The organism is Clostridium pasteurianum BC1 (assembly GCF_000389635.1).
GTDB classification, from domain to species: domain Bacteria; phylum Bacillota; class Clostridia; order Clostridiales; family Clostridiaceae; genus Clostridium_I; species Clostridium_I pasteurianum_A.
This window is the reverse complement of record NC_021182.1, coordinates 1,793,025-1,808,548: the sequence shown is the minus strand read 5'-3', so window position 1 is coordinate 1,808,548 and position 15,524 is coordinate 1,793,025. Positions and strand designations below refer to the sequence as shown.

Annotated in this window: 14 protein-coding genes; 1 reads left to right on the top strand and 13 read right to left on the bottom strand. The window is 29.0% G+C overall.

Going from position 1 to position 15,524, the window contains the following annotated elements:
• Positions 1 to 124 precede the first annotated feature (124 nt).
• On the bottom strand, positions 125 to 1,183 hold the full coding sequence (locus tag CLOPA_RS08400) for an NAD(P)-dependent alcohol dehydrogenase (RefSeq protein ID WP_015615003.1): 1,059 nt from the start codon (positions 1,181 to 1,183) through the stop codon (positions 125 to 127).
• Positions 1,184 to 1,560: 377 nt separating this feature from the next.
• Between CLOPA_RS08400 and CLOPA_RS08395 the strand changes: the two genes are divergently transcribed.
• Positions 1,561 to 2,301, top strand: a complete 741-nt coding sequence (locus CLOPA_RS08395; RefSeq protein ID WP_015615002.1) for an acetoacetate decarboxylase — start codon at positions 1,561 to 1,563, stop codon at positions 2,299 to 2,301.
• A gap of 186 nt (positions 2,302 to 2,487) precedes the next feature.
• Here CLOPA_RS08395 and CLOPA_RS08390 read toward each other — a convergent pair whose 3' ends face one another.
• The 12 genes from CLOPA_RS08390 to CLOPA_RS08335 all read right to left on the bottom strand — a co-directional run bounded on the left by CLOPA_RS08390 (position 2,488) and on the right by CLOPA_RS08335 (position 15,517).
• The gene (locus CLOPA_RS08390) at positions 2,488 to 3,153 is read right to left on the bottom strand and encodes a 3-oxoacid CoA-transferase subunit B (RefSeq protein WP_015615001.1); all 666 of its coding nucleotides are present in this window, start codon (positions 3,151 to 3,153) and stop codon (positions 2,488 to 2,490) included.
• Positions 3,154 to 3,807 carry a 3-oxoacid CoA-transferase subunit A gene (locus tag CLOPA_RS08385; protein WP_015615000.1) on the bottom strand — a complete coding sequence of 218 codons (654 nt, stop codon included), beginning with the start codon at positions 3,805 to 3,807 and terminating at the stop codon, positions 3,154 to 3,156.
• Between the two features lie 607 nt (positions 3,808 to 4,414).
• Positions 4,415 to 6,994: a bifunctional acetaldehyde-CoA/alcohol dehydrogenase gene (adhE, locus tag CLOPA_RS08380; protein WP_015614999.1), complete on the bottom strand. Its 2,580-nt coding sequence runs from the start codon at positions 6,992 to 6,994 to the stop codon at positions 4,415 to 4,417.
• A gap of 401 nt (positions 6,995 to 7,395) precedes the next feature.
• Positions 7,396 to 7,722, bottom strand: a complete 327-nt coding sequence (locus CLOPA_RS08375; protein ID WP_015614998.1) for a hypothetical protein — start codon at positions 7,720 to 7,722, stop codon at positions 7,396 to 7,398.
• 189 nt (positions 7,723 to 7,911) lie between these two features.
• A complete protein-coding gene (locus CLOPA_RS08370) occupies positions 7,912 to 8,190 on the bottom strand; it encodes a hypothetical protein (RefSeq protein WP_015614997.1) in 279 nt (92 codons plus the stop codon).
• A complete protein-coding gene (locus CLOPA_RS08365; protein ID WP_015614996.1) occupies positions 8,171 to 8,440 on the bottom strand; it encodes an AbrB/MazE/SpoVT family DNA-binding domain-containing protein in 270 nt (89 codons plus the stop codon). Before CLOPA_RS08365 ends, CLOPA_RS08370 begins: the two co-directional genes overlap by 20 nt.
• A gap of 895 nt (positions 8,441 to 9,335) precedes the next feature.
• Complete coding sequence (locus tag CLOPA_RS08360) at positions 9,336 to 10,757, bottom strand: IS4 family transposase (RefSeq protein ID WP_015614995.1); 1,422 nt, start codon at positions 10,755 to 10,757, stop codon at positions 9,336 to 9,338.
• Between the two features lie 305 nt (positions 10,758 to 11,062).
• Positions 11,063 to 12,037: a DMT family transporter gene (locus CLOPA_RS08355; protein ID WP_015614994.1), complete on the bottom strand. Its 975-nt coding sequence runs from the start codon at positions 12,035 to 12,037 to the stop codon at positions 11,063 to 11,065.
• A gap of 89 nt (positions 12,038 to 12,126) precedes the next feature.
• On the bottom strand, positions 12,127 to 12,990 hold the full coding sequence (locus tag CLOPA_RS08350; RefSeq protein WP_015614993.1) for a spermidine synthase: 864 nt from the start codon (positions 12,988 to 12,990) through the stop codon (positions 12,127 to 12,129).
• A 29-nt stretch (positions 12,991 to 13,019) separates the two neighbouring features.
• On the bottom strand, positions 13,020 to 13,832 hold the full coding sequence (locus CLOPA_RS08345; protein ID WP_015614992.1) for an SAM-dependent methyltransferase: 813 nt from the start codon (positions 13,830 to 13,832) through the stop codon (positions 13,020 to 13,022).
• A 46-nt stretch (positions 13,833 to 13,878) separates the two neighbouring features.
• Positions 13,879 to 14,619, bottom strand: coding sequence for a YggS family pyridoxal phosphate-dependent enzyme (locus CLOPA_RS08340; protein ID WP_242834318.1), 741 nt, complete (start codon positions 14,617 to 14,619; stop codon positions 13,879 to 13,881).
• A complete protein-coding gene (locus tag CLOPA_RS08335; protein ID WP_015614990.1) occupies positions 14,609 to 15,517 on the bottom strand; it encodes a PLP-dependent cysteine synthase family protein in 909 nt (302 codons plus the stop codon). The genes CLOPA_RS08340 and CLOPA_RS08335 overlap by 11 nt, the downstream gene beginning before the upstream one ends.
• Positions 15,518 to 15,524 lie beyond the last annotated feature (7 nt).

The following is a 15,524-nucleotide window of genomic DNA, read 5'->3' as shown; positions in this document are numbered from 1 at the left end:
GTTTTGCAAATAATGTAATTTCTATTGCTATTATTGTTCCGTTACTACAGACACCCCATCTTTAAGAGCTTTAGTTCTAGATTATTTTTAGAATCGTGAGTCTTAGATCCTTGCTTATTTATTTTTAATCCACAATAACAACTGGCTTAATTAAATCTGCCGGTTTTTCTCTCATTAAAAGTAATGCTTTTTCCATATTGCCAAAACCATTAAAAACATGAGTAACTAACTTGCCTGGATTAACTCGTCCATATTTTACTATGTTAATAAGTCTTTCCATTCTTAGTCTTCCACCAGGACACAAACCACCTCTTATCTGCTTATGAGCCATACCACATCCCCATTCTATACGTGGAATTGGAATTATTTCCCCTTCGCCAAAATAATTAACATTTGAAATTGTTCCACCAGGTTTTGTCATTTTGACAGCAGACTTCATAATTTCAGTACCAGCCCCAGCAATAATAACTGAATCTACTCCTTTACCATTTGTTGCATTAAGTACTTGTTCAGCAATATCACCATTTTTATAATTTATAACATCTGTAGCTCCAAAAGATTTTGCAACATCAATGCAATTTTGTCTACTACCAACTACAAATATTCTGCCTGCTCCACGTAAAAAAGCCCCGGCAACTGCCATAAGGCCAACAGGTCCGATGCCTATAACTGCAACGCTTGCACCAATTTTAATATTGGCAAGTTCTGCACCGTGGAATCCTGTGGTCATCATATCTGTAATCATGACAGCTGTTGTAAGTGGAATTTCTTCTGGAAGTTTTGCAAGATTCATATCAGCATCATTTACATGAAAGTATTCAGCAAATACTCCATCTTTAAAATTAGAAAATTTCCAACCAGATAACATTTTGTTTGAATGTTGATGATATCCATCTTGGGCTTCTATTGATCTCCAGTCAGGTGTAATGGCTGGAACAACGACTCTATCACCAGGTTTAAAATCTTTGACTTCACTGCCAACTTCAACAATTTCACCAACGGCTTCATGTCCTAATGTCATATTATGCCTGTCACCAAGGCCACCTTCAAAAGCAGTATGAATATCTGAGGTACATGGTGAAACTGCAAGTGGTCGAACAATTGCATCCAAAATCCCGGCCGTTGGTTTGTCCTTTTCAATCCATCCAACCTGACCAATTTCAATCATAGAAAAACTCTTCATAAATAATCTCTCCCTTTATATAATAGCTATTTAACAATCCAAAACCAATTATATCACTAAGTTTTAATTTCTAAAACCATTATTTTCTATTTTATAAAGTTTAATATATTATTAAACTATATTAACATTATTTGATTTTTTTAGTAAAAAGTATATAATAATAACTGTAAATTAATGTTTATTTAAAAAGATTGTCTTTAGTTATTCATAATAAAAGACTTAAGACAAAGTATATAAAAATCCTATCAGAATTTTCATTAATTTATTTTGTAAAAGGATAATGGCATACCCTAAGTATTTTATATTTAAATACTAAAATCTCAATTTAATTATTGATGAAATGCCAAATATAATTAAAAGTAAGAAGATGAATTTTTATGTTAAAAAGTGAAGTATCTAAACAAATTACAATGCCCCTAACTGCGCCTGCATTTCCTAGAGGTCCTTATAGATTTCATAATCGTGAATATCTTAACATTGTATACCGTACAGATGCTAATACATTACGTAAAATTGTACCAGAACCTCTAGAGTTAGATGAACCTTTAGTTAGATTTGAAATGATGGCTATGCCTGATGTAAGTGGACTAGGAGCTTATACTGAATGTGGACAGGTCATTCCTGTAAGTTTTAATGGTAAAAAAGGTGATTATTTGCATATGATGTATTTAGATAACCATCCAGCTATTGCTGTTGGAAGAGAGCTTAGTTCATACCCTAAGAAACTGGGTTATCCAAAACTATTTGTTGATTCGGATACATTAGTTGGTACATTAGATTATGGAAAATTAAGAGTATTAACTGCCACTATGGGATATAAACATGAATCTTTAGACATAAATGAAGCACGTAACCAAATTTGTCGTCCTAATTATATGTTGAAAATTATACCTGATTACGATGGAAGTCCAAGAATTTGCGAATTAGTATGCGCACAAATTACAGATATCACCATACACGAGGCATGGACTGGTCCTGCAAGGCTACAATTATTTGACCATGCTATGGCACCATTTAGTGATTTACCCGTAAAAGAAATAGTATCTAGTTCTCATATTCTTACGGACTTAACTCTTCCAGCTCCTATAGTTGTATATGATTATCTTAAAAATAGTTAAAACAATTTAGTATATAAAAATACCACCATTTATTTGGTGGTATTTTTATCATGATCTTTTTAATATTATATGATTAAAAAGATGAATTATATAAAACAATTATTACTTATACCCCTTATTTTATAATAATACTTGCAATATACTTATTAATATTAATTGTATAAATCAATTTTTTACAACGTTAATTTAAATATCCATAATTTTTACTTTATCAGGAATAATTAAATCTGCTTCTGTTAAAGACTTAATTTCATTAATATTTGTATCTTTATGAATTTCTTTTAGTAGTAAGCCGTCAGATGTTACTTCTATTACACATAGTTCTGTAACAATCAAATTTACTTGACCTTTTGCAGTAAGTGGAAGTGTACATTTTTTTAGAATTTTTGGCTTGCCTTTACGAGTATGCTGCATTGCTATAATTACTGTTTTAGCACCAGTTACTAAATCCATGGCTCCACCCATTCCTGCTATCATCTTTCCTGGAACAATCCAATTAGCAAGATTACCATATTGATCAACTTCTAAAGCACCAAGAACAGTAGCATCAACGTGTCCACCTCTGATTAGTGAAAAAGATATGGAGCTATCAAAGAAAACACCTTCAGGTAATACAGTTACATATTGTCCCCCTGCATTTATTATATTAGAGTCCTCATGACCATGAGTCGGCATCGCTCCCATTCCCACCATTCCATTTTCTGATTGAAAAGTAATTTCAAATTCCTTTGGAATGTAATTTGCCACTAAAGTTGGAAGTCCTATTCCTAGATTTACAAGTTGCCCATCTTTTAGTTCTTTAGCAATTCTTTTTGCTATAATTTCTTTAGCTAACTTTGTATCTGTAATCAATTAAACTTCCTCCTTTACTATATAATTTACTAATACTCCTGGGGTCATTGCATATTCTGTTTCTAATTGCTCACATTTTACTAATTTTTCAGCTTCAACTATTACGGTTTTAGCAGCCATTGCTATATAAGGATTGAAGTTTTTAGTAGTTCCCTTATAACAAGTATTTCCAAATTCATCTACTATACTCCCTTTTACTAAAGCTACATCTGCTCTTAATGGAAGCTCTAATAAATATTCTTTACTATTGATTGTTAGTTTTTGCTTTCCATCTTCTACAACTGTTGCTAATCCAGTTTCAGTTAATACTCCACCTAAACCTGATCCACCTGCACGTATCCTTTCAACTAATGTCCCTTGGGGCGAAAGCTCTACATCCATATCTCCAGCAATTATTTTTCTCCCTGTTTGAGGATTAGTACCAATGTGAGAAGCAATAACCTTCTTAACTTGACCATTTACAACTAGCTTTCCTATACCCTTATCTGGAAAACCAGTATCATTACCTATAATTGTTAGATTTTTTATATTTAGATCAATTAGCATATCAATTAATCCATCAGGTGTACCACAATCTAGAAAACCACCAATCATAATGGTCATTCCATCTTTAAAAATGGATTTTAAATCTTCAAATTTAACTACTTTATTCATTTTAATACCTTCCTTTTAATAATTTAGCTAACTTGAAAAAAATTCAATATATAGATTAATATTAATAAGAAAAATAGTTAAATTTTTTATTTATTAGTACTTAGTAATTTTAATCATATAATGTCAAAAGATCATGTAAGACTATAATTAGTTGTCTATAAAGTATTTTACTACCAATAATTCTATATTCAACCTGTATATCCAATAAATTAAATTATATGCAATTAAAACGTTGTCAAACAAAGTAATAAAAATATATTCCTACTATTTTACTAAATAATAGGAATATATGCTATAAAATACTAATTCTAAACATGTGAATTAAATAACTATAAGCGATTTATTAATAGTTTATAAGTTTTAATTTAAAATTAATATCTTATATACTGTTTATTAGATAATTTTAATTGTATAATGGCTATCACTAAAGTATTTTACTACTAATAATTCTATATTCAACCTTTATGGATAATAAAGATACTTACATGTAATTAAAATGTTACTAAACAAAATAATAAACATGTATTTCCATTATTTGATGAACTAATGGAAATACATGTTATAAATCACTAGTTTTAAAGATTAAACTATATTTATATATTATTCATTAATCAAAAGCATTTATAAGCATTTGTTTAATTTCACTTGTCAATGGAAATCTAGGATTAGCTCCTGTACACTGATCATCAAGTGCTAATTCTGATATTTTATCTAGAGTTGCATAAAAATTCTTTTCCGAAACTCCTGCATCCCTAATAGTTAAAGGTATATTCAATTTTTCTTTTAACTCATGAATAGCCTTAATTAAAAGTTCAACTTTTTCTTTATCTGTGTTACCACCTAGTTTTAGATAATCTGCAATTCTTGCATATCTCCATATAACATTTGGATATTTATATTGAGGAAATGGTGCTTGTTTTACAGGATTATCTACTGCATTAAACCTAATAACTTCTTCAATTAATAATCCATTGGCAATTCCATGTGGTATGTTATGTTCTGAACCTAATTTATGTGCCATTGAATGACATACACCTAAAAATGCATTAGCAAAAGCCATACCTGCCATAGTTGATGCATGAGCCATCTTTTCTCTTGCTTTTTCATTTGTAGCACCTTCTGAGTATGCTTGAGGTAAGTACTCAAATATTAATCTTATTGCTTCTAGGGCTAGTCCATTTGTAAATTCAGAAGCAAGTACTGATGTATAAGCTTCTATACCGTGCACTAATGCATCTATACCTGATGCTGCTGTTAATCCTTTTGGCATATTCATCATTAATTCAGCATCAACAATAGCCATATCTGGAGTTAATTCATAATCTGCTAATGGATACTTAACTCCTGTTTTTTCATCTGTTATTACAGCAAAAGGAGTAACTTCTGATCCTGTACCTGCAGAAGTAGCTACAGATATCATTATAGCTTTTTCTCTAAGCTTTGGAAAAGTATATATTCTCTTTCTTATATCCATAAATCTCATAGCTAAATCCTCAAAATTTACTTCTGGATGTTCATATAGTACCCACATTATTTTTGCAGCATCCATCGGAGAACCTCCACCAAGAGATATTATAGTATCTGGCTTAAATCTCAACATTTCCTCAGCACCGCTTCGAGCTGTAGCCAAAGTTGGATCTTGTTCTACCTCAGTAAATATCTTAAAATCTATACCTATTTCTTCAAGAATTTTTGTAATGGCATCAACATATCCTAATCCATAAAGAACTTTACCTGTTACTATAAAGGCTCTTTTTTTATTTAAATCCTTCAATTCTCTTAATGCAAATTGAAGACAACCAAATTTAAAATAAACTTTTTTTGGTACTCTAAACCAAAGCATATTTTCTCTCCTTTCAGCTACTGTTTTAATATTTAAAAGATGTTTAGGTCCAACATTTTCTGATACGGAATTTCCACCCCAAGAACCACATCCTAGTGTAAATGAAGGAGCTATCTTAAAATTATATAAATCTCCACTTGCACCTTGTGCTGCTGGTATATTAACAAATGTTCTCACTGTTTTCATAGCATTACTAAATCTATCTATCTTGTCTTTTGCCTTTACTACATCTGCATATATTGCTGAAGTATGGCCTAGTCCCCCTAAATTAACAAGGACTACAGCTTTATTCAATGCATCATCAAAGTCTTTTGCATTATACATTGCAAGAACTGGAGATAATTTTTCATGAGCAAAAGGTTCTTCTTCTCCCAAAGAAGTAACTTCTCCAATAAGAACTCTTGTAGTTTTAGGTACATTTATTCCTGCCATTGAAGCTATTTTATATGCAGATTGACCTACTATGTCAGGATTTATACTTCCATTTACAAAAATTACTTCTCTCATTTTATCTAATTCATTTTTCTTAATTATATAAGCGCCTCTTTCTTCAAATTCCTTTTTAACTTTATCATATATAGAATCTAAAACTATTACTGATTGCTCTGAGGCACAGATAACTCCATTATCATATGTTTTTGAAAGTATAATTGAACTTACTGCCATCTTTATATGTGCAGTTTCATCGATTATAACAGGAGTATTCCCTGGGCCAACTCCTATTGCTGGTTTACCAGATGAATAAGCAGATTTAACCATAGATGGTCCCCCTGTAGCCAGTGTTATATCTGCTTTTTCCATTAGCAGGTGGGTTAGCTCAATTGAAGGTTCTTCTATCCATCCTATTATTCCTTCAGGTGCACCTGCTTTAACCGCTGCATCAAGTATTATTTTAGCTGCTTCTACTGTTGATTTTTTAGCTCTTGGATGTGGTGAAAATAGTATACCATTTCTCGTTTTTAATGCTATTAATGATTTGAATATAGTTGTAGATGTAGGATTGGTTGTAGGTATTATAGCTGCTATAACTCCTATTGGTTCTGCAATTTTAGTAATACCATAAGGTTCACTTTTTTCTATAACTCCACATGTCTTTTCGTCTTTGTACTCATTATAAATATATTCACCTGCGAAATGATTCTTTATAACCTTATCTTCTACAAGGCCCATACCAGTTTCTTCTACTGCTATTTTTGCAAGTGGTATCCTTGCATCAATTGCGGCCATTGCAGCTTTTCTAAAGATCTCATCAACTTGTTCTTGGGAATAAGTTGAAAACTTTCTTTGAGCGGCTCTAACTTTTTCTAACATTATGTCTAACTCATCAGTTTTTGTAATTTTCATAAATATACACTTCTTTCTTAATATTTATTATATTCCAAAAACAATGTCTATAGATTAAGTATAGATATCATTTAATGAAAGCTTATTTAGAATTGCATTGCTAATTATTTAACATAAATATAGTTTATAAAAATATATTATAACTTAAAATATACTTTTTAATATAATATATAATATTGTATATAATATATTTAATATTATATTTAGTGAATTTACATATGGATTATATACTATAATTTATATTTTTTGTTATTTAATACTGTATTGTTATTATATAACAATACAGTACAAGTGTCAAAACTTTCACAATTATAAATAGAAATATACCTTACTAATTTTAAATGAGATCAATAAAATATTATATAACAAACTTTCTAAAATCTTATCTCATTTACAATAAGTTACTTGATATAAACGTAAAAAGGAGAGCCTTTTTTACCTTCTCCCTTTATTTCATCTACTAGATTCATTTGTTTTAATAGCATAAACAAAAATATACAATTACATCCATGTTCGTTAAATGAAGGCAATTCAGTATTTTTTAAATCACTAGTTGTACATACCTTTTCTTTGAAATTATAATATATATTATATAAATCATTAATTCTAAGTCTAATTGGTGATTTTCCTCTTATATAAGTTATTGCATTTTTATTTACTTTTTTAATAATAGAAATTATTTTTTTGATTTTCCTGGATTTATAAATATCAAACCTTCTTTTACACATTTATTTAAATTATTATAGAATTCATCATATGTCATAATCACAGTAATCTCCCCCAATATTACTTAAATTTAAAAAAATTAATTCTATATAATATATTATAAAACCTTTTCCAAATAAATAATAAAATTACAATATATTTAAACTACAAAGTATAGTGGAATCATCTGAAAATGATTCCACTATACTTACTTATGGATTATTTAAGGCTTTATCGTGTTTTCCTATATTTCTGAGCAGTATTCCATCTTCAATGTACTGCCATGTCATTCTAATTCCCATAGTTATTGTCATTTCAAAAACATTTGTAGTACCTTGGATTCTTTTTACTCTTAATGATGGATGAAATTCAGCATACGGATGATCTATAAATTTAGTAAACTGTATTTTAAAAGCTTTTTTTATATTTTCAGGCAGTTTCTTATATTCTATTTTAAATTTATCAGTGCGTTCAATTATCAAGATCTTCAAATAGCTCCTCAGCTGAATTGAATTTTTCTACCTTACCTTTTTCTATATCCTTTTCTGCCTGTTTTTCTCCCTGCTGCCACTCTTTACTCCAAAACCATGCCTGATCTTTTGGTATAACTACTACTGGTTTAATGATAATTTTTCCGTCTTCAATATTAATATCTATATTATCTCCAGTTTTTAAATTTAATTTTTTTATTACTTCTTTTGGTATTGTAATTTGAGCTTTATCTCTTAATTGCGTAATCATTTATACACCTCCAAATATTACTTTCCTACTTTCTAACTTTATTATATTCTAATTTATTTATTTTGTATACATAAATACTTGTTGTATTATTTTTACTTAAATGTCAACTATAAAAGATGCAATTTTTATATGCATGATAAAGCATAACATCAATTTTACCACCAAAATTAATGTACATCTGCCAGCAGTACTCTGATAAATGTGGTTCCTGGGGTGTTAATCATAAATGGAAGTCACCAATCTTAAGTATATTATTGAGGAAAGCATTAATACTCTTTGGATTAGATATACTCATTTTTTATGGCACATGCTATTTTATAGTTCAACAAGACGGTAAACATCATCAATATCATCTTGGGAGATCCCGAGGTAAAGTTTAGTTATGGCCTGGGTAGAATGATTGAACAGCTCCATCTGTAGCTTTGTAAAAAAGATTGATCAAAATATCCCTTAGAAATGCCTTAAAACCATTAATTTAAAAATTAATTTTTGAAACAAAGTTTGATCAAAAGCATCATTTTAACAAGCAACTTGTGCCATGTTTTTGTAATAAAGTTTGAGCAAAACTCATATTTATTACGAAGTTATGCCATTTACAAGGATTTTAACCCTTAATTCGGATTAAACTTTATTACAAATGATCGATCTTTATTCCAAAATATCAAACTTTATTTCAAAACTACAATTGGGGGAGTACCACATAGTCATCAAGCTAAGAAACGAGAATAATGTATTAAATCAATTAGTGTAAGAGATTAAGGTAAAACAAGTTTACTTCATTACAAATTTTAGCATAAGAGCTATTTTAATATGATTTTTTGCATATCAAAATAGCTCCTGTATTCATAATTTTTTTGAAGACACGAACTTTAAATTATAGTATAATAAAATTGTTTTATGCGGCGGGTTTACACCTTCTTTCTTGATGGTTATAGGAGACTCCAAGAATGTCAAAAAAGGTCTTTTTGTCCTTACGGTGTGATTTCCGTCCGTTTTTACATATGCAGTTATATATTCTTATTAAAACTTTAGAATTATTTGAAGGTGTCATAAAGCTAAAATACAATTCTCCAACATATTCATGTACTATTTCTGCAGTTTTGATTTCACTTGCCTCAAACTTCTTCTTTTTTAAGAGTTCAGATCTCATTTTAAATATCACTATGGAACTTAAAACTAGTAAAATCAGTTTACCATACAACTGGCATTTAAAGCGCTCAATCTTTACTGGTTTTACACTAGATATGTGGAATATTGACTTCCATATCTTAAACATTAGTTCCACCTGCCATCTTAATGAGTAAATCTCATGTATTTGTTTTGTAAACAATATATCATTTGATATATTAGTTATATATATTGTTATACCCATTAAATCAATTGTATTAGCACTTTTCTTAATGCCTTTCTTTATAGCATTTTTAAAGACCTTATCTTTCCTTTCTTTAAATTGATTCTTGGTAAGCTTATAAATGACCAGTCTTACTTTACGCTTTTCAATTCTTCCAACAAATACATCTGAAATTTCCTTAATTTCACCTTCTTGCATTTCATTTGCTGCATCTTTCAAAAGCAGCCTTTTATAAATAGTTGATTTCTTTGGCTGTCCGTTTTTCAGATATTCCACATTTTCATTTTTTACATAAACAGCTATATTAGGTTTAAGCCTTGAAACATAGAACGATTTTTTATTCTCCATATCCTCAAAATCTTTAAAATTAAAGTATCCCAGGTCTCTTAATGAAAGATCTCCAGCCTTAAATGTATCTTTTATTTTACTTCCAAAGGTATTATCATTTCCACTTCCAGGCCCTACATCTATGTGCATAAAGTTTCCTGATTTTAATTCATATTCAAGCTGTATCTTTAAGCCAGAAGGTTGTGAACTTCCCCCTGAGCCTGGATATATGCTCTTATATATTTCTGGGACTTGAAATGCTGTAGAATCAACTATTCTTATTCTGTTAAAATGAGAATCCCATATAGTAGGTATATTTGAATTCGTAAGCGTTACACTGCTTAAAAGCCTTGTAAATATTTCTTTTAAGAACTCTATTGCTTTGTCATTTAAACGCTGATCTATTGCTTGGCTGCTTACTGTTGTTTTGGTCTTTGAGCTTAGATTAGCACTCATTGTTATAAGTGTATCTTTTGATACATCCAGTTGCGAAAATGCACATAAATAAAGAAACTGCCATGCTTTTAGTTTACCTTCTCTTTGCACAAATCCAACCTTTCTAGCTATCTTTTCAATTTCTTCCTTTGAAAAGTATTTTAGTAATTGCTTTGATAAATGTTTAATTCCATTTTCCATCATTAATTTTTCTTTTGTTATTTTTTAAACCCCCTTATAAAAATTAGATCTTTATTATTGTACTATTTTTTATAAATGGGGGCCAATTTTTTATATTTTTATTTTTAGCTTGATGGCTATGTGGTATTACCCCTTTTCAGAAATAAAATAATATTAAGAAGGATAATATTTAATGGATCTATGAATGTGTTTAAAACAATATTTCTATTGAGATTGTTTTTTTAAAATTATGAAAGTTACCTAAAGTTAATTCTAAATATACATTATAAAAATTCGTATTTAAATTTTTTAATTCATAGAAATTTACTTTAAAGCTGAACTTCTTTAATTTCTTCTGCATTAGTTTCTTTTAATTTTCTTACTGTTTTTATACCAAATAAAACTCCGTATATGACTGTTAAAATACCAACTAATTCAATAATATTGGGAAATCTTAGTTCTACCAGAAAAGAATATGTTAATCCAAAAACTGTTTCTCCTACAGTCATTTGTCCTGCTAAAGAAACAGGTAAAGCATTAGATGCCTTATTCCAAAAAACTGTTCCAATCCATGAAACAATAATACCTAGAACTAAAGCACTACCCCAAAATTTAAAAATTTGATTGTTAAAATTTAGCATTTGAGATATTTTTATAGATTGAGGCATCATCACTTTTAATATTAATACAAAAAACGGCATTAAACACAAAGTAGATCCTCCAGTAATTGTGGACCATATTTTGGGTGTAAATTCTTTATTTTCTCTTAAAAAACGTGCATTTGCCACTGCATACCATGTCCAAAGGCATAATGCAATTAAACTACAAAAAATTCCGTATATATTAAATTTAGTATCTATTGTTCCTTTAAATGAGGCACAATTTAATATAAATATACCAATAAAAATAATAGAAATTGATGGTAATAGTTTTTTAAAAGAAAATTCATGATTTATACAATTGCCATATAATGCTGTAGTAATAGGTAGTAATCCAATTATTAATGTAGAAATTGCAGCACCTGTTAACTTAATAGAAATAACGAGAAAAAGATAATAACCAATATTACCGCAAAAAGCAAATAAAAAAGCATTCTTCCACATATTACGTCTTATAAGTTTATATATTTTTTTATTTTCAATAAATAAAATAACAATAGAAAATATACCATAAATAAAATATCTTCCAAATGTTATTTCAACTGCGGTATAATTATATAATAAATTTGGCACGATAAATGCTAATCCCCAAACTGCATCAGCTATTAATGCATAAATTATACTACTAATAAGTGATTTTGACATAATACTTTTTCCTCCTGCTAAAATAATAGTAAAGTGAAAATTTATAGAAACATAATCAAGAGAAATCTTATAAAATATATTTTTTAAAGTTATATTTTATTTATATTTAAAGATAGGTGTTTAGGCCATAACCACATTCTTTTATAAGAAATATCATCAAAGAAATGTAATGAACTTTTTAATTTATTGTATCTTACATTTTCAAGTATATTTATGTTCAATTCGTATTCACGTTTAGATGCTAATGCAAATCCCCAAGAAGTTCCAAGACTATGAACCTCTACATGATAAGGATTAACAAAAGGAAATTTCTCAGCAATATTAATTTTTTTTTCTAAAAACTTATTTATCGTAGCTGGATGAACTGAACCTAATTGAATTGATAAAATTCCATCAGCATTTAATGCATCATAGATTCTATGATATGATTCTTGTGTAAAAAGTGAAGCATATGGTGAATCTTCAGTTGGATCAGTCGAATCAAATATAATAACATCAAAAGGTTCACAGGAACTTAAAAATTCTAAACAATTACCAAAATAAATATTTAATTTTTGATTAGTTCTAACTGATGATTTCATATGTGGTAAAAATTTTTCTATTATTTCACTTACTATAGGATCCTCATCCATAACAACTACTTCTTTTACATTTTCATGTTTTAATACTTCTCTAACTATTCCTCCCATTCCTCCTGCTAAGCATAATACTCTATTAGGGTGAGGATGCATTAACAAAGCAGGATGAACTGCTGCTTCATTATAAACAAATTCATCTATTTGACATGATTGAATACGTTTATCAAGTAAAAGTGCTAACCCACTTGACTCAAATTCAACTACTTCAGCATAATGATATTTTGTGTATCCAGAATATAAATGGCGTTTTATAGTGTGTGTATGATATTCACCATATACGATTTCTTCTTCTATTTTCTTATTATAATTAAGCATTAAATTCACCTACCCTATAAATATTTTATTTATATTTTTTTACCTACAAACATTGCATAACCAAGTTTTCCTGCAAATGCTGCTTTTTTTTCATATTCTGCTAATTTAAAATCATTTTCAAAGAATTCTTTCCCTGAAATATTAATAAGTTCATTTTTTATTTTTAATCTAGATTCTATACAACGTTGTAAAATATTTTTATATTCTATAGATAAATTTTCAAAATATATATCAGAGAATCCACTTGAATATAATAAATTAAAATAGTCAGTTATTGATTTTATTTCAGTACAAGCCCATTCAGTACAAAGTTTGTATATTTCATCGTCAGTAAGTTCTTTTATTTTTACTCTTTCCATAAATGCAATAGTGCCTCCTGGTTTTAACCATTTATAAACAAGTGGAAATAGATATTTAGGATCTAAATGACACCATGCACCGGTACCAATTATTGAATCATAAGTATTACTTGGTAAGTTAGCTTCCCAAATTGAAGCTTCTATAAATTCAACATTATTTAATGACATACTCTTTGCTCTAGAATTCGAGTATGCTACATAATTAGAAGATATATCTATTCCAGTGACTTTACATCCAATAGTAGATGCCAAGAAACATGATGGGCCACCTGGACCTGAACCTATATCTAAAATGTGACTATTTTTATTAATTTCCGCTTTTTTAGCCATTCTTAATAAATCTGTAGCACTATTATCACTATATTGACCGATATATTCATCATTTTTAAATATTAACGAAAAAATACGATCATGAACTTTCGTACTAATTCCCATTTTATCATCATAGAGCATACGAATCTTATCATCTAACTTAGAAAACATTAAACCATTTCCTTTCATGTATTAGTCTATAATTATTTAAAATATTTTATTTAATAAAGAGTCTAGAACCAATTCTTACAATAGTAGCACCTTCTAATAATGCTAATTTAAAGTCATTACTCATTCCCATAGAAAGATGCTTTAAATTTAACTGTGGATATAAATTTTGTAATTTATCACGAATTACTTTAGTGTCATGAAACACTGATTGAATTAAGTTTTTATCATTAGTGTTTGGTGCCATAGTCATAAACCCTTGTATGTCTAATCCTGGAAGTTCAGCCAATTCATCCATACATGCGAAAATGTTATCACGTTCTAACACTCCAAAATTAGATATAAATCCTTGTTTACTTTCCTCATTAGACGTATTAACTTGCAAAAGCACTGGTTGGCAAATTTGTTTTTCACATGCAAATTTATTTACTAAACGTGCCACTTTAATTGTATCTATAGAATGAATCAATGAAAATTGTCCTACTATTTTATTAACTTTCCGTGATTGAATATGACCAATCATATCCCATGAACAATTATTAAAAAAAGATAATTTTTTTCTATTTTCAAATTTTTCAATACGATTTTCTCCAAAATTTCTAACACCAAGTCTATATGCTATATCCACAATTTCATTTGGCACATACTTAGAAACCGATAAAACTGTAATTTCATTTCTCTTTCTTCCACATTGGTTACAAATATCTGAAATTTCTTTTTCTATATTTATTAAACGATTTTTTAATTCACCTTGTGTTTTACATATATTATATTTAGTTCTAGAATACATTTTCTCCAAAATAACGTTCACCTCGATCGGGTAAAATTGTAACAACAATATCATTTGAACTATAACGTTCAGCTACTTTAGCTGCAACATATACTGAAGCTCCAGCAGAAGGTCCACATAATATACCTTCAGTTCGTGCCATATTAAGAGACGCTTCTCTTGCTTGTTGTGCACTTACTTGGACAATTGTATCAATTAGTGATCTATCAAAAATGTCAGATACAAAAGTTGGACCCACTCCATGAATTTCTGAACATGTAATTCTACCTCCAGAAAAAATAGGTACAGTATCTGGTTCAATTAAAACTAACTCTATGTTTGGATTATATTTTTTTAATGCTCTACCAATACCAGTAAAAGTTCCTCCTGATCCAAATGTGGAAACAAATGCTTTTATTCGTGGTCCTACATCTTTTATAATTTCTTGAGCGGTAGTTTCAGTATGAATTTGAGGATTTGCAATATTTTTAAATTGATGTGGTACATAATATTTTTCAGGATTTTCTTGCTGAAACGTTTCAGCTAATTTTACAGCTGATTCAAAGCTATTCGTTCGTATAACTTCTGCACCTAATGTCTTTACAATTTTACAAATTGATTCTACAATATCAATTTCCTCCATAATAATTATTACTTTATAATTCTTAATTACGCTAACCATTGTAAGTCCTACTCCAGTATTTCCACTAGTGGCTTCTACTATAGTCATTCCATGATGTAGCTTATTATCTTTTTCAGCCGCATTAACCATTGCTAATGCAGGTCTGTCTTTTACACTACCCATTGGATTTAAAAATTCAGCTTTAGCATATACATCAGCCTTGCCAAGTGGACTCAGATGACTTAATTTTACAATAGGTGTATTTCCTATCACGTCTAGGATTGATGAAACTATCATATTAATA